We start from the raw sequence: 17,949 nt of genomic DNA, 5'->3' as shown, positions 1-17,949 counted from the left end.
TCGGGAACGAGGCGGGGAAGGAAATCCCCGGCGCGCAGCAGGCGGCGCCGGGGGTAAAGCGGGGATTAACGCAGGCCGAGCTGGAAGATCAGGGTTTCCGCCTGGCAGGCGAAGGTAAAATCGGCTTCCAATTGTACGCCGCCGTCAACCGGTTTAATGCTACTGCTGATGTCACAGGGGTCGGATTCGACCGCGCGCGCCTTTTCGCTCAGCGCCGCCAGCATCGCCTCCGCATCTTGTTGATTGCTGAACACCTGGCTGTAGGATGCGGTGCAATCGGTGTTATCCATCACGGTGCCGACATCCACGCAGCAACACGCGGCGGTTTCCTGGGCGCTGCATTTATTAATTGCATCTGACATGGTTGGTTCTCCTCAAGGGCCTCTGTTATCAGCCCAAATTGCCGTTTTATTCACCGGCGCAAAGCCACAAAATTCTGTGGGTATTTTACGCTCCCAAGCCGGCAATCACTAGCACTTACTTTTACTGGGTGTTTTAAGTGATGGAAATCACAAATAAAAAGGAGCGCCTGCTAAGAAATGGTAAGAATTTTGTTATTTACCACTGTCTTTTTGTTAAGCAGATCTCTTTTTTGATATCAGAGTGGAAATATCTCAAAAACAAACTTGCAACATTTTCACAGGTCAGACCTATACTTCAGCCACTGGTCTGATTTGTCTGAACGATAACGGACCCTACAATCCCGCGCTCCTTGTTACTTCGTGTAACAATAGTTTAAATAATAAACACATAATGAGGTTTTGGTCATGAGCCAGAAAAACCTATTGACTAAATCAGCTCTCGCAGCTGCAGTGGCAATTATTTCTTCAAACGTGTCTGCCGCAGGATTCCAGCTGAATGAGTTCTCATCAGCTGGTTTAGGACGTTCGTATTCTGGCGAAGGCGCCATGGCGGATACGGCGGCCTCCGCAAGCCGCAACCCGGCGTTGCTGATGATGTATACCCGCCCGGAACTCTCTTTCGGCGCAGTCTTCATCGATCCGGACGTAGATATTTCCGGTACCTCACCTTCCCGCGCCAGCCTGGATGCGAAAAACATCGCGCCGACCGCCTGGGTGCCGAACCTGCATTATGTTCACCCGATTAACGATCAATTCGCCGTAGGCGGCTCGGTCACCAGCAACTTTGGTTTGGCGACCGAATACAACAACGGTTATGCGGCGGGCTCCATGGGCGGCAAAACCGATCTGGAAACCCTGAACCTGAACCTGAGCGGCGCTTATCGCCTGAACAAGAACTTCAGCTTCGGTCTGGGTTTTGACGCCGTCTACGCCAAGGCTAAACTCGAGCGTTACGCCGGCGATCTGCCAAAATTGATCGCCGGATCGGGCCAGTTACCGCCACAGTTGGCCGGCCCGGTTTCGCAGATCCCGGCAGATACCCAGATTTCGCACCTGAAAGGCGACGAATGGGGCTTCGGCTGGAACGCCGGTATTCTCTACGAAGTGGATGAAAACAACCGTTACGGCTTCACCTATCGCTCAGAAGTGAAAATCGACTTCGACGGCGATTACAAGAGCAGCCTGCCTTCAGCCTTCAACCCGTTGCTGGCCTCTAAAGGTCTGCCGTGGGGCACCAACGGCACCACCATCCCGGGTTCTCTGAGCCTGCACCTGCCTGAAATGTGGGAGCTGTCCGGTTACAACAAAGTGGCGCCGCAGTGGGCCGTTCACTACAGCCTGGCCTACACCAGCTGGAGCCAGTTCCAGGAGTTGAGAGCCACCGGCAACAACGGCCAGACGCTGTTCCAGAAGCATGAAGGCTTCAAAGACGCTTACCGCATCGCGCTGGGCACCACCTACTTCTACGACGATAACTGGACCTTCCGTACCGGTATCGCCTTCGATGACAGCCCGGTGCCTGCCCAAAACCGTTCGATCTCCATTCCGGATCAGGACCGTTTCTGGCTGAGTGCCGGTACCACCTATGCGTTCAACAAAGACGCCTCGGTTGACGTCGGCGTGTCCTACATGCACGGCCAGAAAGTCACCATCAATGAAGGTCCTTACACCTTCACCTCCGAAGGCAAGGCCTGGCTGTACGGCGCCAACTTCAACTACCGCTTCTAATCTCGCCTGAGATGGATGCCAAAGCGCCCCGCGGGGCGCTTTTTCTTTGCCTGTCGCTCGCCGCGGGCGTAAAAAAACCCGCCAGACGGCGGGTTTTCATGGGCATAAGGCCGGCGGTTACTGCGAGTCGATTTCGTCCAGATCGCCCTGAATCGCCTTGGCGTTCGGGTTCTCTTCCGGCTTGAGCGAACCGCCGTTGGCGATGAAGTCGTGGCGCTGGAAGTAAGCTTCACGCACCATGACATAAGGATCGGAGGAGTTGCGCAGCAGGCCGTCGGAATCCAGCAGTTGAGCGCGAGTTTCGATCCCCTCGACCACCCATTTGCCCGCCGACATCCAGAAAGTCAGGTAGCTCAGCATCGGATACAGCGTATCCGCAAAGTCGCCGCCGTCTTCACGCAGGGTAAAGCTGCCGTAGCCTGGCAGCATCACGTACGGACCGTAGCCCACATCGTAATGCCCCAACGTGCTGCCGAAACGGTTCGGCTCTTCGCGCGCCAGTTTCGGGTTGGCCATGCCGGCCACGTCGATCAGGCCGCCCATCCCGAGCAGGGTGTTCAGGAAGAAACGGTTGAAGTGGATCATCCCGCGGTAAGGATCGCCCTTCAGGAAGGCGTTGACCATGCTGGCCGGCTCTTCCAGGTTAGAGGTGAAGTTGCTGATGCCGTTACGCGCCGGCATCGGCACGTAGTCACGCCAGGCCACCGCGACCGGACGCAGGATATAAGGATCCAGGACGTTGTAGTTGAAGTCGAACATCGTCCGGTTAAATCCTTCCAGAGGATCGGAACGCCCTTGCGGCTCATTGTCTGGCGCGCTGGCACAGCCCACCAGTAATGCCGCTGCGAATGCCACCCCAGTCAGGCGAAAGTTCATATTTTTCTCCATAAAAACACGTTCGGTCTTATTTTTCAGGGACCTGCTTGTTTATCTGAACGCTAACCTGCTCTTTGCCGCTGAATGTCTGCAGCGAGCTTTCGCCGAACCAGTCCCCCGGCTGCGGCGTGGCCAATCCGTCCTGTGAGAGGCGCACACGCACCTGCACCTGATGCTGTGCCGAGAGTAGACGCTCGGGCATCATGGCGTTGCTGTCGTCCAGAGAGAAAGACAGCGGAAAACGGCTCAACGGCAATTGTTTTACCGCGACCGGCACCGGGCTGACGCCGTCGGTCACCGAGATAACCAGCGTCCCCTGCGGCGGCATGGCTTTCGCCGCCTGCGGTGACAGCGAAACAGTCACATTCAGTTTAACAGTTTCTCCGCCAGCCTGGGCTTTTGCTTGTGCAATACTGCGCTTTATCACTTCCGCGCGCGGATCGTTGGCCGGCAGCAGCTGCAACATCACCTGCCAGGCGCCGATCGCCTGTTTGAAATCGCCCTGTTCGAAAGCATTAAACGCCAACAGGCTGAGCACCCGCGGATCGCTGTGATTTTCCGCAATCATGCGCCGCAACAGCTGCGTCGCCTGCTTGTTATCCTCCGGATCGTTGGATCGCGTCAAGACCTCGGCATAGCCGAGCCGCACTTCCAGACTATTCGGATCCAATTGATAGGCATGGGCAAACGCCTGCGTGGCGGTAGTGGCGTTGTTCAGCGCCATGCCGACGCGCCCCAGCATCATCCAGTCATTGATATTGCGATCGTCCTGCTGCAGCTCGGTGCGCAGCCCCAGCCCGAGGCGAGCGATCTCTTCCATGCTCAGCGGTTTGGCGCGCTCATTGGCGACGCGCTCACGCAATTCCGGCATTTGCGCCTGCACCAGACGCCAGTCCAGCACCTGCGCCAGCCCGCCGGTTTTCAGATAAAAGCCAACGGTCACCGCCAGCAATAACAGCACGCCCGGCACTAACGCCCAGCGGTTGATCGGCTTCGCCTGCGCCATCTGCTCGGCCGGGATGTCGTTCAACAGGTTCTGTTGCAGCTCTTTCACCAGTTCCGGGCGCTCGGCCACCACGCCCTGTTGCTCGTCCTGCTCCAGTTCGCTGAGGCGATCCTGATAGAACGCCTTGTTGAGCGCATCGCGCGTGGCGGCGCTCTGCTTGCCGTGGCGCATCGCCGGCACCACCAGCGTTGCTGCGGCGCCGGCCAGCAACACGCAAATAATCAGCCAAAAAGCCATTAGGGTTTCTTCCTGTCAGTCTCTTGCAACAGCGCCGCCAGGCGCTGCCGTTCCCGTTCAGAGAATTCATCGTCCACCGCCGCGTCGGGCCGGCGACGGGTGCGCAGGATCACCACCGCCCCGCCTATCAGCACGAACAGCAGCGGGCCGATCCACAAGATCAGCGTCGCCGGCGTTACCGGCGGTTCGTAGGTGACGAAATTGCCATAACGCGCCACCATGTAGTCGATGATCTGCTGCTTGCTTTGCCCCTGCATCATCAGCTCATACACCTTGGTGCGCATGTCGGCGGCGATGATGGCGTTGGAATCGGCAATGCTGTTGTTCTGGCATTTAGGGCAACGCAGCTGTTCGGTCAACTCGCGATACTGCTGCTCCTGCTCGACGGAGTTAAAGCGATAGGTATCGATCGCCGCAGCGGCGCTCCAGCTCAGCAACGCGGCGCACAACAGGACAATCAGCCTCATGCCTCACCCCCGTACTTTCTATACAGCGGCAGCACTTCCTGCTGCCAGACGCGCTCGTTCATGTCGCCGGCGTGGCGATAGCGAATAATCCCCTGGCCGTCGATAAGGAAGGTCTCAGGCGCGCCGTACACCCCGAGATCCAAGCCCAGCATGCCATCGCCGTCATACAGGCTGAGGGCATAGGGATTGCCGAGGGAATTGAGCCAGGTCACCGCCTTGGCGCGATCGTCTTTATAGTTCAGGCCGACCACCCGCACGCCGCGCGCCGCCAGCGTATTGAGATACTGGTGCTCCGCGCGGCAGGTCGGGCACCAGGTCGCCCAGACGTTGAGCAATATCGGCTTGCCGTCGCGCAGCACCGCCTGATCGTAGGTTTTGCCCGGCTGATCCAACGATTCCAGCCTGAAGGTCGGCACCGGTTTGCCGATCAGCGCCGACTCCAGCATGGTCGGATCTTCGCCGCCGGCGTTGCGCGTCAGTTGCACCATCAGGGCCACCACCAGCAGCAGGAAGAGCACCAACGGGATAAACAGCAGCTTACGCTTCATGATTGCGCCTCCAGCTTGCCTTCACGCTTGAGCTTTTTGCTCATGCGATAACGCGGGTCGAGAATGCACAGCAGGCCGCCGATCGCCATAAAGACGCCGCCGAACCAGATCCAGCGCACGAAGGGTTTGTAATACAGGCGCACCGCCCAGGAGCCGTCTTCCAGCTCCTCGCCCAGCGCCGCGTACAGATCGCGGCTGAACCCGCCGTCGATCGCCGCCTCGGTCATCATGCTGCGCGCCACGCTGTAGTAGCGTTTCTCCGCGTGCAGCGTCGCCTCCGGCTTGCCGTTGCGCGTGACGTCGATGATACCGACGCCGCCGCTGTAGTTCGGGCCGCGAATGTCGTGCACGTCGCGGAACACGAAGTGATAGTTGTGAATATCCACGCTGTCGCCGGCCTTCATCCGCACGTCGCGCTCCACGCTGTAGTTCTGGCTGAAGGCGATGCCGATCACCGTCACCGCCACGCCGAGGTGGCCGAGCACCATGCCCCAGTGGCTGCGGGACAGCTGCCGCAGGCCGCGCCAGAAACCGTGACGATGGGTGGCGCGCTCATGCAGCTCCATCAGCGTCAGGATGATCACCCACAGCGCCATAATCAGGCCCACCACCGTCATGCCGGCGATGCTGTCCTGCAACAGCCACGGCAGCAGAATCGACAGCACCAGCGTCACCAGCAGCGCCACGCCGAGGCGGCGCCACAGCTTGCCCGGCTCATCGCGGCGCCAGCGCACCAGCGGCCCGATGCCCAACAGCAGCGCCAACGGCGCCATCAGCCAGGTGAACATGGTGTTGAAGAACGGCTCGCCGATCGAAATGCTGCCCAGCCCCAACTGTTTGTGCACCAGCGGCAGCAACGTGCCCAACAGCACCACCAGCATGGCGGCGATCAGCAACACGTTGTTGCCCAGCAGGAAGGTCTCGCGCGAGAAGGTCTCGTGCTGCACCCGGCTGCGCACCTGGCCGCCCTTGACCGCGTACAGCAGCAGCGAACCGCCGATGACGATCACCAGATAGGCGAGAATAAACATGCCGCGCGCCGGGTCGGAGGCGAAGGAGTGCACCGAGACCAGCACGCCGGAGCGCACCAGGAAGGTGCCCAGCAGGCACAGCGAGAAGGCGGTGATCGCCAGCAACACCGTCCAGGCTTTGAACGTGCCGCGTTTCTCGGTCACCGCCAGCGAATGCATCAGCGCGGTGCCGGCCAGCCACGGCATAAAGGAAGCGTTCTCCACCGGATCCCAGAACCACCAGCCGCCCCAGCCCAGCTCATAGTAGGCCCAGGCCGATCCGAGCACGATGCCCAGCGTGAGGAACACCCAGGCGGCGGTGGTCCACGGGCGCGACCAGCGCGCCCAGGCGGTGTCGAGCCGGCCGGCCATCAGCGAGGCGATGGCGAACGCGAAGGCGACCGAGAAGCCGACATAGCCCATGTACAGCAGCGGCGGGTGGAAGATCAGGCCGATATCCTGCAGCAGCGGGTTGAGATCGCTGCCGTCGATCGGGAAGTTAGGCAGCGTGCGGGTGAACGGGTTGGAGGTCATGATGATGAACAGCAGGAAGCCGGCGGTGATCATGCCCATCACCGACAACACCCGCGCCACCGCGTCCTGTGGCATCGCCCGGCTGCACAACGCCACCGCCAGCGACCAGCAGCTCAGCAGCAGCACCCACAGCAGCAGCGAACCTTCGTGCGCCCCCCAGGTGGCGGCGATGCGGTAATACACCGGTAGTTGGGTATTGGAGTTGGTGGCCACGTAGGCGACGGTAAAGTCATTGACTACGAAGGCATGCACCAGGCACAGGAACGCCAGCGCAATCGCGGCGAACATGCCGTAGGTCAGCGGGCGGGCCACCGCCATCATGCGGCTGTCCTGCCGCGCCGCGCCCCACTGCGGGTAAATGCTCAGCAGCAGCGCGATCGCCAGCGCCAGGCACAGCAGAAAACTGCCCAGTTCCGGCATCATGACTTGGCGCCCTCCGCCTGCGGCGCGTTATACGCTTCCGCCGGCCCTTTGTGATTCTCTTTCATCGCGTCGGCCACTTCCGGCGGAGTGTATTTCTCGTCGTGCTTGGCCAGCACTTCGCGCGCATTGACCACGTTGCCCTCGCCCAGCACGCCCTGCGCCACCACGCCCTGCCCTTCGCGGAACAGGTCCGGCAGAATGCCGGTGTAGGTCACGCCGATCGCGCCGCGCGCATCGTAAATCTTGAAGCTGACCTGCAGCGTATTGGGATCGCGCTTCACCGAGCCGGGCATCACCATGCCGCCGATGCGCAGCCGCTGGCCAACCTCGGGCTTTTCATGGTTTTCGCCCTTGCCCTGCAGGATTTCACCCGGGGTGTAGAACAGATCGATGTTGGAGCGCAGCGCGTACAGCATCAGGGTTGCGGTCAGCGCGATGCCGATCAGCACAACGATCGCCAGATAAAGGCGGCTTTTACGACGTGGATTCACAATGATTTCTCCCGCGGTGCGGCGGATTTTTGTTTTGATTGTTGCGCATGGCGAATGCGCCGCTCGCGCGCCTGACGGCGGCCGATCTCGGCGAGCAATAGCCGCCGCTGCCAGACGGTGTGCGCCACCAGCCCCAACAGCGAAATCAGCGTGACGGCAACCGCCAGCCAGACATAGAAGGCATAACCGCCCATGGCGAAAAACGCCGGCCAGGAATCGAACGCGGCATTCATGACTGACGCTCCTTATTCACCAGCCCGGCAACCCACGGGCGTTGGCGCTCCTGGAACAGGATCAGATTGCGCAGGCGCATCAGCGTCAGCGTGACGAACAACAGCAGGTAGCCGAGGATCGCCCAGCGCAGCGGGGTGCGCATGCTTGGCGCGATGGATTGCTGCATGTTGGTCGAGCCCTGATGCAGCGTATTCCACCATTCGACGGAGAAATGGATGATCGGAATGTTCACCACGCCCACCAGCACCAGAATGCCGGCGGCGCGGCCCGCCAGGCGGCGGTCCTCGAAAGCGTTATACAGCGCGATGACGCCCATATAGAGGAACAGCAGCACCAGTTCGGAGGTCAGACGCGCGTCCCATACCCACCAGGTGCCCCACATCGGCTTACCCCAGGCGGAGCCGGTCACCAGCGCGATAAAGGTGAACACCGCGCCGATCGGCGCCATCGCCGCCACCACGGTATCGGACATTTTCATCTGCCACACCAGGCCGATAAACGCCGCCACCGCCATCGAGGCGTAGATGCCCATCGACCACATGGCCGCCGGCACATGAATATAAATGATGCGGAAGCTATCGCCCTGCTGATAATCCTTCGGCGCGAAGCCAAAGCCCCATGCCCAGCCAAGCAGCAGGCAGGCCGCCGCCGCCAGCCCCAGCCAGGGGATAAAGCGGCCGCAGACGTGATACAGCCGTTCGGGCCGCGCCAGTTGATGTAACCATTTCCACATTGTCGTCAGTGCTCACGGTAATTTTTATGCGTCGGCCGCTCCGAACGTTCGAAACGGCGAAAATCTTCTGTGGGGTACGCTCTTGTCGGCCTTGCCCCGTCTGTTCTCAATACGTTAGCTAGTGCACGCTCACTCGCAGCGCCGCCGCGGTGGCAAACGGCGCCAATGTTACGCTGCCCGCCAGCATCGCGCCGAGTATCGCCAGATAACCGTCGATCGGCATGCCCATCGAGGCGGCGTCGATCGCGCCGGTGGCGAAGATCAGCACCGGGATATACAGCGGCAGCACCAGCAGGCTGAGCAGCACGCCCCCTTTGCGCAGGCCGACGGTCAGCCCCACGCCGATAGCGCCGATCAGACTCAGCGTCGGCGTGCCGAGCAGCAGCGTACCCGCCACCGCCAGCCAGGTTTGCATATTAAGCGACAGCAGCAGCGCCACCAGCGGCGACAGGATCAGCAGCGGCAATCCCGTCACAACCCAGTGAGCACACACTTTGCCCAGCACCGTCATCGGCAGCGGCGTCGGCAGCAGCAACAGCTGCTCCAGCGAACCGTCGAGAAAGTCGTCGCGAAACAGCCGCTCCAGCGACAGCAGCGAGGCCAGCAGCGCCGCCACCCACACGATGCCCGGCGCAATGCGCGCCAGCAGCTGCGGTTCAGGGCCAATCCCCAGCGGGAACAGCGTGATCACAATCAGGAAAAACCACAGCGGGTTGACGATCTCCGACCCTTTACGGCAGGCGATCTTCAATTCGCGACGCACCAGAGTCAAAAACATCACAAACTCCCCGCGTCGTGTTCCGCCAAACGAATTTTGCCCACCGTTTGGCTGACGCCGGCCAAATCCTGGTGCGTGGTCAACAATACCATGCCGCCCCGCTGCGCATGTTGTTCAAAAAGGCTAATCAACTCGGCCACGCCCTGTTTATCGATTGCCGTCAACGGTTCATCGAGGATCCACAGCGGCGCCGCGCTCAGCCACAGGCGCGCCAGCGCCACGCGCCGCTGCTGCCCCGCCGACAGCTGCGCCACCGGCAGATCTTCGTAACCCACCAGCCCCACCTGCTCCAGCGCGCGCCAGATGGCCTGATGCTCGGCCGCGCCGCGCACCGCCTGATAAAACTGCAGATTTTCGAAGGGTGTCAATACGGCTTTGATGCCCGGTTGATGGCCGATAAACAGCAAATCTTGCTGATACGCCGCGCGATCGCGCAGCGTGTTGCGCCCGCGCCAGCACACCTCACCGCCGTCCGGCCGCGCCAGACCGGCGAGGATGCGCAGCAAACTGGTCTTGCCCGCGCCGTTCGGCCCTTCTACCTGAATGATATCGCCCGGCTGAACTGAAAAGCTTAGCTCGCTAAACAGGATGCGCTCATCGCGCACGCAACTCAGACTTTTGGCTTCCAGCATCAGGGAACTCATATTTTTCTTTGGGATAGCGAATCATAGCATAAGCCTTTCCCCACACGCAGCCTGCGGCGGGCGCGCCGAGGGGCCAATATGGCGAGCAGGATCAAGAATGCGTGGAAAAAATCGGCGGATTTTAACTCTTGTTACCTTTTTCTGTATTTCGCCGCATTTAGGCCGGGCAACTACGCTTAATGACGTGAACTCACCCTTATTGAGCAGGAGCGACAGCATGAACGAACAGCCACGCCAGAAGCACGAGCCGGATGAGACAATGCAGGTAGAGAGCGAAGAGCAGGAACAGGGCAAACGCGAAATCGAAGTCAGGGAAGAAAATTTGCCTTCGCGCGCGGCGGCGGTGCATGAGCAGATCCGGATGGAAGGCGAAAAAGAGCTGGAGCGCGACGGGCTGGCGCTGCTGTGGTCGGCGATCGCCGCCGGGCTGTCGATGGGCGCCTCGCTGGCGGCGAAAGGCATTTTCCACGCCCGCTTGCCGGACGATCCCAGCCGCTTTTTCATTGAGAACCTCGGCTACACCTTCGGTTTTATCATTGTCATTATGGCGCGCCAGCAGCTGTTTACCGAAAACACCGTCACGGCGGTGTTGCCGATCATGCATAAGCCCACGCCGCGCAACCTGCTTATCCTGCTGCGCCTGTGGGGCGTAGTGCTGCTCGGCAATCTGATCGGCACCGCGCTGGCGGCGCTGGCGTTTACCCATATGCCGCTGTTCGACGCCGAAACGCGCCGCGCCTTCATCAGTCTGGGCGAAGAGGTGATGCGCCATACGCCGGGAGAAATGTTCGCCAACGGCATCCTGGCCGGCTGGATCATCGCCACCATGGTATGGATGTTCCCGGCCGCCGGCGCGGCGAAAATCTGGGTGATCGTGTTGATGACCTACCTGGTGGCGATTTGCGATTTGACGCATATCGTGGTCGGCTCGGTGGAGATCCTGTATCTGGTGTTCAACGGCGCGATGGGATGGCAAGCATTCGTTTATCCGTTCGCCCTGCCGACGCTGGCGGGCAACATCATCGGCGGCACCTTTATCTTTGCGCTGATAAGCCACGCGCAAATCCGCAACGATTTGAGCGCCAAAAATAAGGCGGCGCGCGTGCAAGAGAAAAAACGGCGCCACGGCGGGGAAAAACCGTGATCGCCGTCGGTTAGCCGAGGAAATTTCGGCGCGAACTGGCGAGGTATTGAGCAAACGCGCCGCTAAGCGCTTATTCTGCGGGTAAAAAAAGGTATAATGCCCCGGCAGCTTTGGTTGCCGGTCCGCAGCGTCCCCGTAGTTAAACGGATATAACAAGCCCCTCCTAAGGGCTAGTTACTGGTTCGATTCCAGTCGGGGACGCCATTTTTCCTTATCGAGCCAATGCGCATCGACCGCCCGCGGCCCCTGCTTCAATCCCTTGCTCAGCCCTAATTTCATCCCTGCGGGTGCAGGCACGCCATCCAGGTCATTCCTGCCAACGCGATTGGCTGATGTTCCCGATTATTGGTCATCGCATTTCCTGAAAACATGAACAGAATAAATGCCAGCGTGAATTGAATGGCCCGTTTTCCTAAACCGGCAACGATGATTCGTCCAAAGGCAGACAGCCTTAAATACAGTAGCAGGAGTGCGTGGTGCCGTTTATTCATCGAATCGGGGCGATTTTCTCTATTCATGACGTCTCCTTTTCCATCACTACGTCACAGGAATAAGTATATCGACATTGATAACCTTACTGTTTGAATTTTCATCTCTATATAGCTCGATAAAGAAGCTTTCTCTCATTTTGACGTTGATAGCCGGCAAGTAAGCGTCATATATCCCCTCAAAAAAATTAACGTACTCAGGCAACTCGCCCATAAAGGGAATAACAATATATTTGCCCATTGGGATATAGAAGTTGAAGATGGAGTGAAAAACTGCCTGATCCTTGCCATTGGCATGGCATTTATTCCCCCTGCTTTTCTCTACATTATATGCCCCCCAATTTTTGCTTAGCCGTTTCTCATTAGTCTGCGCAATATCATTGGCATCTCTGTATTTCCTTATAGAATGGAAAATTAATGTTTTGTAATGCTTCAGCATCTCGATGTCATCCGGCATGACCGTATGATAGAAATAGGGTTTATTATCGTTGCCGTACGGGGGGATCTGCGTGGAAAAATCCCATCCCCGGCTGTTTCTAAAGCTGTTGGGCGTTTCGCCAAAGAAACGTTTGAATGCCCGGGTGTAGCATTGCTGAGAGGCAAACCCCGATGCCAAGGCGACATCCAATATGTTCCCTTGATGCTGTTTGAGCAAGACAGCCGATCGGCTCAGCTTTCTATTCCTGATATACGTCCCGAGCGTAATGCCAAAATAATGCTTAAACAACCGCTGTAAATGCCATTTAGAGTAACCCGAGATAATTGAAACCTTCTCAACCGAAAGTCCCTCCACAATATTCTTTTCCATATACTCCAATACTTGTAAAAGAATATCTCTTCTGTAATCCATGTGCGCTCCTTGCATTTATAAAATCCGTATCCTTTTCATTAAAATCGTTAAGCGAAGAAATTAAGTCATTAAGATTAATCCTAAAAAATCACACCCTCTTCTTTTTATTCTTACACCCTCCAAGAGGTCATTATATAAATAACTGAAAACGATCATGTTATATAAATCCACCCACAAGAAAATCGAAAAACAAAATTTAACGACACAAAGTGCATCTATTAAAGGAGCACTTGCGCCGCCAGTGAGAATCACACTTTCTGTTAAATTTTTTATCTTAAAGTGTTTTTTTATCGCATCAATTGCATGGCCGAATAGGAATTTCATCATCAGAAATGAAATCGCATTTTATAGCCTTGATTGTTGATAACACTTATTGCAGCTAATGGGTAAAGCCTGAGCCGTGGCTAAGGAAGCTGAGAGGAATAAACTCAAAGCCTGAACATCAGGCTTAATAATCACCTGTCGCAACAGTGAGTTTCTTTTTTATCTTTCCCTGCACAGAAAAAGCGGATGCATCAACAAATCATGTTAGAGGTCATATATTGCCTTCCCGTCCGGGGGGCATGGATGCTCCCGCACCGCGCCAGCCTCTCCGCCGTCAAGCGCCAAGCCGATACGCGCCATAGTTTGTTACCCTAACCGCCCGCTCCTCAAAAAAAAGCCCAGCACGCAAGGCTGGGCTTTTCATCCAATGTACGGATTAGTCCGTCAGGTTGTCGATCTCTGCCGCTCTGTGCTTACGCAACAGATACAGCAGCAAGGACACCCGTCGCTCGGTCCGTTCCGGGGTATCCGGCGGCAAGTTATAGCGCAAGGTGTAGCGCTCGTTGTTCTCGTTGCAAAAATCGATGACCAGTACGGGCGCGGACGCTCCCGCCACTTTTCGATAATTCAGCGAGATGCACGACAGGTTTTTGCCCATCTCAACTCACCGTGACGGTACGGCGGGTTGACTCGGCAATTCGCCCCACGCCGGCGCTCAACGCAGCGCCGAGCAGCAGTATCAGCAGTGAGCCCCACGCGGCGCGAGAGAGTTGCTTGGCCGCTTCATCAGCCGCTTCACGCGCTTTCTGCTCGGCCTCGGCCTTGAGTTTTTCCACCTTCTGCACCGCCTGCTGATAAGCCTGGGCGTAGTTATCGACGATTTGGCTCGCTTCATCACGGCTCTTGCCGGTGCGTGCCGCAACAATATTCACCAGCGCGTCCTTATCGGCGGCGCTCAACGTCGGCTCACCGGACTGCTTAACGCGCTCGAACCACTGCTTAAGCTCAGTGGCGGCCTGCGCCGGATCGGCCGCGGCATCCACGGCCGACTGTTTGCCGTCGGCGGCCGCCCGATTGGCTTTCTGCTCCAACCGAGCCGGATCCAGCTCCGGCTTACCGGTCTGCTTAAGCGTTGCGTTCAACTGGCTTTCCAGGTTTCTCCAGTCCAGGCTGATGCCCTTTTTATCCAACTGTTGCTTCAGGCTGTCGCCCACGCTTGGCGCCGCCGCCGCCAGGCCGCTGCCCGCCAGCGAGAGCCCTTTGCCAACCGCGTTGCCAGCCAGCCCCACCACACCGCTTGCCAGCGACACCATCAACCAGGTGGTCAGCAAGGTGGTGATCGCCCAGCTCAGCAGGCCATGCAAGCCGCCGCGATTCGGCGCGGTGCGGCCAGCGACGAATGCGCCCGCGGCCAGCGACGCCAGCGTTGAAACCAGCAGCCAGATCCCGGTGCCGGTGCCAAATCCGCTCAGCGGGTTGCCCTTTTGCATCATATCCACGGCCTGGGCACCGATCGCCGTCCCCAGCACGCTGAATATCAGATAAGTCACCAGCGCCACGGCACTCCCGGCCAATATCGAGCCCCATGACACCTGAAACGCAAAGCGATTTGATTCATAGACAGTGGTCATCGTTGTTCCTTATATTTTCTGGACAAGTGATTGCACGCACGGCACAAAACCGCGCAGACAAATTCAGTCTGCCGCGCGGCATCATCGGCCGTCCCGGTTCATTTGCACCAGAACGCCTGGTGCATTCACACCCTGCGAATACGCACGTTATGCACTAAGCTGCTCAGCGAGTAGCGTAACCCGCGGCCGCCTTAAGAGGCCGCTCCCCTTCTGTCTAGCGGAGAACACATGAGCCAATCCGTCTTGGCCAGCGAAACCAACCGCGGCCACCTGCAGCAAATCATCTCCGGCTTGTCCGACGGCGTGATCCTGACGGATACCGATCAAACCCTGCTATGGGCCAACGAGGCCGCGTTAGCCATGCATGGCGTGAGCCACCAGCAAGCCCTGGGGGCCAATGCCGGTGAGTACGCGGCGCGTTTTGCCCTGCGCTATCGCAACAACCATCCGCTGACTTTGGAACAGTACCCTTTGAACCGGGTTGCCGATGGCGAGACCTTCACCGATGTGGTGGTGGAAGTTCGCCAGGTCGACGATCCGGACAGTTTCTGGGTGCACCGCCTGCGGAGCCTGATCGTCACCGATCCGCAGGGGCAGCCGGAGCTGCTGGCGCTGATCATGAGCGACGCGACGGAGTGGGCCAGCGCCGAACAGCGCTTTGAAAAAACCTTTAACGCCAATCCGGCGCCGGCGGTCATCTGTCGGCTCAGCGATCTGCGCTACGTCAAGGTCAATCAAGGGTTCCTTGATATGACCGGTTACCAACGTGAACAGGTCTTGGGGCGTTCGGTTTATGAACTGGACGTCCTGCAACAGGCCGAGCATAAAGAGCTGGCCGTGCAGCGCCTGGGGGAAGGCGCCACCATTCCGCAGATGGAGGCCGAACTGAAACTGCCCGACGGAGGCAGCAAGCTGGTGGTGGTTGCCGGTCAGCCGTTGGACATCAATGAAGACGACTGCATGCTGTTCACGTTTACCGATCTCGAACCCCGGCGCCAGGCTGAATCGGCGCTGCGAGAAAGTGAAGAGCGGTTCGCCAAGTCTTTTCGCCTGAGCCCGGTGCCAACGCTGGTGTGTACTGCAGACGGGCGGCGCGTGCTGGATGTTAACGAAGCCTTCGTCCGCGCCATCGAATACAACGCCGAAGCCTTGATCGGCAAATCGGTCGACGAGATCCCGGTTTTTGACGATCCCGAGGCGGGCAGCCGTTTGTTTGCCGCCCTGGAAAAAACCGGCAATGTTGAAGGGATGGACATCCGGGTGCGCAAGAAAGGGAGCGAGTTAATCGACTGCGTGGCCTCGGCGGATGCCGTCAGCATCCATAATGCGCCCTGCTATCTGTTGGTGCTCATGGACATTACCGAACGCAAGCGCTCGGAGCTGGAGCTGGTGAACGCCATCGAGGAAGTGATGCAGGACGCCTCGTGGTTTAGCCAAACCCTGATCGAAAAACTGGCTAATGTGAAAAGCATCAATCGGTCCAACCAGGCCGGGTTTGCCGCCAGCGATCTCACCCCGCGCGAGCGCGATGTGCTGGGTTTGATCTGCGAGGGACTGCCGGACAAGAAAATCGCGGCGCGCCTCAATCTGGCGCTCAACACCATTCGCAATCATGTCGCGACGGTCTATTCCAAACTCGGCGTGCACAGCCGCAGCGAAGCCATCGTATGGGCCAGAGAACGCGGGCTGTTTACCGGCGGACCGGCCTCGATGAATGGCAAGTAGCCTGCAAATGCACTAGCCATACCGATGCAAACGCCCCTTATGAGCACCGAGTGAAGTGCATAACATGGCGGTGCAAATGCAGGCTTTCGCCCTGTGCGAATGCCAAACGGATCGAACCTAAGGAGCGCATCATAATGAACAGCGAAAAAGCCAATGGCATGATGGAAAAAGTGGCGGGCAAAGCGCAGGAAATCGCGGGCGACGTCAGCGGCAACGAACGTTGGCAGGCCGAAGGCGTCACGCGCCAGGCAGTGGGCGCGCTGCAAGAAAAATACGGCGACGCCCTGAGCTGCGCCGGCAGCATGATGAAGAAAAATCCCCTCGCCGCGTTGGCACTCATTGCCGGCGCAGGTCTGTTGGCCGGCCTGCTGCTGCGCCGCCGTTGATCAGCGCCGACGAGCAAACCGCTTTTCCCTGAATGCCGTGTCCGGTGGGCAGCCACCGGGCACGGTTCTCTGGCCAGGCGGGGGATTGCTGCCTCCCTCTCGTTGGCATCCGGGCTTAACGCGTGCTCTGCGTCGCCATGCGACGGATTATTATGGCGAAACCGTTATATCCCGCATGGAACATGAGCCTTTATCGTTCAAGCTGTCGCACACCGCCTTCACTCGCGGCTTAACGGCACCTCTTTTATTATATTCGTCCTATTGCTGATTATCATCGCTCTCTCAATCAACGCCCCCAGCGCCTGTTATTTCCGCTTGTTATGCAAGTAAGTTAATTTTCCCTCAACATAACGAAATTCCTCGACATAAAAACCGAATATATCAATCAGGCTGGGTTTATCCTCCGCGCCATTAAATGTTAATATTACCGGATTATGCGCACGGAGAAATAGCATGTTCCCCAGTAAAAAACATTCGCAGCGGGCGACCCCGCTGACCAGCTATCAATTTTCCAGGCTGCATACTTTCGAATGCGTCGCCCGTCATTTATCTTTTGCGCTGGCGGCACAAGAATTGTCGATCACCCCCAGTGCCGTGAGCCACCGCATTAATTTGCTCGAAAAGGAATTGGGGTTTCTGCTATTCCAACGCTTTCATCGCAGAATTACGCTGACGCCGGAGGGCGAACGCATGCAATGGGCGCTGGACAGCTCCTTCAACACCTTGAATCAGGAAATCCTGGACATCAAAAATCGCGAGTTGACGGGGACCTTGACCCTTTACTCGCACCCGTCCCTGGTGCAATGTCTGCTGCTGCCGCGCATCGGCGACTTTATCGCCCAGCACCCCACCATTCACCTCAACATTCTGACCGGGCAGGAAATCATCAACCTGGCCAACCGCGGCGTGGATCTGGCGATGTACTTCGGCAAACTGCGCTCGGGGCGGCATCTGGAAGAGGCCTTTATGCAGGAATCGATGGTGCCGATCTGCACGCCGCAGTACGCCGCCGCACACAATCTGTATGATGCGCCGGAAAACCTGGCTCACTGTACGCTACTGCACGATCGCTACAACTCCGGCGAAGATGAGTGGCAAACCTGGTCACAACACTTTGCGCTGGGGCTGGATACCGACAGTAAAAGTATGGAGTTCGACCGCTCCGATCTTGCGGTGCTGGCCGCCACGCGGCACCTTGGCGTCGCCATGGGGCGGCTCAATCTGGTGCAGGATTGGATCAAAAGCGGTGAGCTGATCATCCCGTTCAGCAATATGACCGTGCCCTGTGAGCACTGCTATTTTACCTCGACCATCTCCGAGCGGCAGTGGCCGAAGATCCTCGCGTTTAAGCAGTGGATCATGAAGACCTTTCCTCTGGCCTGACGGCCAG

Annotated in this window: 20 protein-coding genes and 1 tRNA gene; 6 read left to right on the top strand and 15 right to left on the bottom strand. The window is 58.2% G+C overall.

The features are described 5' to 3' along the window. Positions 1 to 65 precede the first annotated feature (65 nt). Positions 66 to 362: a YfcZ/YiiS family protein gene (locus tag J9788_RS06050; protein ID WP_072145088.1), complete on the bottom strand. Its 297-nt coding sequence runs from the start codon at positions 360 to 362 to the stop codon at positions 66 to 68. 405 nt (positions 363 to 767) lie between these two features. Here J9788_RS06050 and fadL point away from each other — a divergent pair, with 405 nt between their 5' ends. Next, positions 768 to 2,090 carry a long-chain fatty acid transporter FadL gene (gene fadL / locus J9788_RS06045; protein ID WP_182264096.1) on the top strand — a complete coding sequence of 441 codons (1,323 nt, stop codon included), beginning with the start codon at positions 768 to 770 and terminating at the stop codon, positions 2,088 to 2,090. 117 nt (positions 2,091 to 2,207) lie between these two features. Here fadL and mlaA read toward each other — a convergent pair whose 3' ends face one another. From mlaA to ccmA, 10 genes are all read right to left on the bottom strand, one after another. Continuing rightward, a complete protein-coding gene (gene mlaA / locus J9788_RS06040) occupies positions 2,208 to 2,966 on the bottom strand; it encodes a phospholipid-binding lipoprotein MlaA (RefSeq protein WP_033643913.1) in 759 nt (252 codons plus the stop codon). A gap of 28 nt (positions 2,967 to 2,994) precedes the next feature. Further along, complete coding sequence (gene ccmI, locus J9788_RS06035) at positions 2,995 to 4,209, bottom strand: c-type cytochrome biogenesis protein CcmI (RefSeq protein WP_182264095.1); 1,215 nt, start codon at positions 4,207 to 4,209, stop codon at positions 2,995 to 2,997. Beyond that, positions 4,209 to 4,676: a cytochrome c-type biogenesis protein gene (locus tag J9788_RS06030; protein ID WP_033632470.1), complete on the bottom strand. Its 468-nt coding sequence runs from the start codon at positions 4,674 to 4,676 to the stop codon at positions 4,209 to 4,211. Before J9788_RS06030 ends, ccmI begins: the two co-directional genes overlap by 1 nt. After that, complete coding sequence (locus J9788_RS06025) at positions 4,673 to 5,224, bottom strand: DsbE family thiol:disulfide interchange protein (RefSeq protein ID WP_033632469.1); 552 nt, start codon at positions 5,222 to 5,224, stop codon at positions 4,673 to 4,675. Before J9788_RS06025 ends, J9788_RS06030 begins: the two co-directional genes overlap by 4 nt. Next, complete coding sequence (locus tag J9788_RS06020; RefSeq protein ID WP_033632468.1) at positions 5,221 to 7,191, bottom strand: heme lyase CcmF/NrfE family subunit; 1,971 nt, start codon at positions 7,189 to 7,191, stop codon at positions 5,221 to 5,223. Before J9788_RS06020 ends, J9788_RS06025 begins: the two co-directional genes overlap by 4 nt. Next, positions 7,188 to 7,682: a cytochrome c maturation protein CcmE gene (gene ccmE / locus J9788_RS06015; RefSeq protein ID WP_004936264.1), complete on the bottom strand. Its 495-nt coding sequence runs from the start codon at positions 7,680 to 7,682 to the stop codon at positions 7,188 to 7,190. The genes J9788_RS06020 and ccmE overlap by 4 nt, the downstream gene beginning before the upstream one ends. Continuing rightward, positions 7,679 to 7,915, bottom strand: coding sequence for a heme exporter protein CcmD (gene ccmD, locus J9788_RS06010; protein WP_033651976.1), 237 nt, complete (start codon positions 7,913 to 7,915; stop codon positions 7,679 to 7,681). The genes ccmE and ccmD overlap by 4 nt, the downstream gene beginning before the upstream one ends. Next, a complete protein-coding gene (locus J9788_RS06005; protein ID WP_004936270.1) occupies positions 7,912 to 8,649 on the bottom strand; it encodes a heme ABC transporter permease in 738 nt (245 codons plus the stop codon). The genes ccmD and J9788_RS06005 overlap by 4 nt, the downstream gene beginning before the upstream one ends. A 118-nt stretch (positions 8,650 to 8,767) precedes the next feature. Next, positions 8,768 to 9,427, bottom strand: a complete 660-nt coding sequence (gene ccmB, locus J9788_RS06000; protein WP_049200134.1) for a heme exporter protein CcmB — start codon at positions 9,425 to 9,427, stop codon at positions 8,768 to 8,770. Next, on the bottom strand, positions 9,427 to 10,059 hold the full coding sequence (gene ccmA, locus J9788_RS05995; RefSeq protein WP_015378626.1) for a cytochrome c biogenesis heme-transporting ATPase CcmA: 633 nt from the start codon (positions 10,057 to 10,059) through the stop codon (positions 9,427 to 9,429). The genes ccmB and ccmA overlap by 1 nt, the downstream gene beginning before the upstream one ends. A gap of 229 nt (positions 10,060 to 10,288) precedes the next feature. Between ccmA and J9788_RS05990 the strand changes: the two genes are divergently transcribed. Together J9788_RS05990 and J9788_RS05985 are read left to right on the top strand one after the other, a co-directional pair. After that, positions 10,289 to 11,215, top strand: a complete 927-nt coding sequence (locus J9788_RS05990) for a formate/nitrite transporter family protein (protein WP_046896283.1) — start codon at positions 10,289 to 10,291, stop codon at positions 11,213 to 11,215. Positions 11,216 to 11,344: 129 nt separating this feature from the next. After that, positions 11,345 to 11,419, top strand: a tRNA-Arg gene (locus tag J9788_RS05985). A 71-nt stretch (positions 11,420 to 11,490) separates the two neighbouring features. Here the strand turns inward: J9788_RS05985 and J9788_RS05980 are convergent. From J9788_RS05980 to J9788_RS05965, 4 genes are all read right to left on the bottom strand, one after another. Then, positions 11,491 to 11,733, bottom strand: a complete 243-nt coding sequence (locus J9788_RS05980; RefSeq protein ID WP_182264094.1) for a hypothetical protein — start codon at positions 11,731 to 11,733, stop codon at positions 11,491 to 11,493. Between the two features lie 19 nt (positions 11,734 to 11,752). Further along, positions 11,753 to 12,553: a helix-turn-helix domain-containing protein gene (locus J9788_RS05975; RefSeq protein ID WP_089197288.1), complete on the bottom strand. Its 801-nt coding sequence runs from the start codon at positions 12,551 to 12,553 to the stop codon at positions 11,753 to 11,755. 700 nt (positions 12,554 to 13,253) lie between these two features. Next, positions 13,254 to 13,475 (bottom strand): hypothetical protein, encoded by a 222-nt coding sequence (locus J9788_RS05970; protein ID WP_033643922.1) that lies wholly within the window; start codon positions 13,473 to 13,475, stop codon positions 13,254 to 13,256. 1 nt (position 13,476) lies between these two features. Further along, the gene (locus J9788_RS05965; RefSeq protein WP_182264093.1) at positions 13,477 to 14,448 is read right to left on the bottom strand and encodes a hypothetical protein; all 972 of its coding nucleotides are present in this window, start codon (positions 14,446 to 14,448) and stop codon (positions 13,477 to 13,479) included. A 228-nt stretch (positions 14,449 to 14,676) separates the two neighbouring features. Between J9788_RS05965 and J9788_RS05960 the strand changes: the two genes are divergently transcribed. The 3 genes from J9788_RS05960 (at position 14,677) to dsdC (ending at position 17,942) form a co-directional block, all read left to right on the top strand. Beyond that, positions 14,677 to 16,173 (top strand): PAS domain S-box protein, encoded by a 1,497-nt coding sequence (locus tag J9788_RS05960; RefSeq protein WP_046896278.1) that lies wholly within the window; start codon positions 14,677 to 14,679, stop codon positions 16,171 to 16,173. A gap of 134 nt (positions 16,174 to 16,307) precedes the next feature. Beyond that, the gene (locus J9788_RS05955) at positions 16,308 to 16,559 is read left to right on the top strand and encodes a CsbD family protein (protein WP_046896277.1); all 252 of its coding nucleotides are present in this window, start codon (positions 16,308 to 16,310) and stop codon (positions 16,557 to 16,559) included. A 453-nt stretch (positions 16,560 to 17,012) separates the two neighbouring features. Beyond that, the gene (gene dsdC / locus J9788_RS05950; protein ID WP_182264092.1) at positions 17,013 to 17,942 is read left to right on the top strand and encodes a DNA-binding transcriptional regulator DsdC; all 930 of its coding nucleotides are present in this window, start codon (positions 17,013 to 17,015) and stop codon (positions 17,940 to 17,942) included. The last annotated feature ends 7 nt before the right edge of the window (positions 17,943 to 17,949 follow it).

This window comes from Serratia sp. X10, from assembly GCF_017811775.1.
Taxonomy (GTDB): domain Bacteria; phylum Pseudomonadota; class Gammaproteobacteria; order Enterobacterales; family Enterobacteriaceae; genus Serratia; species Serratia ureilytica.
This window is presented reverse-complemented; position numbering and strand designations above follow the sequence as displayed.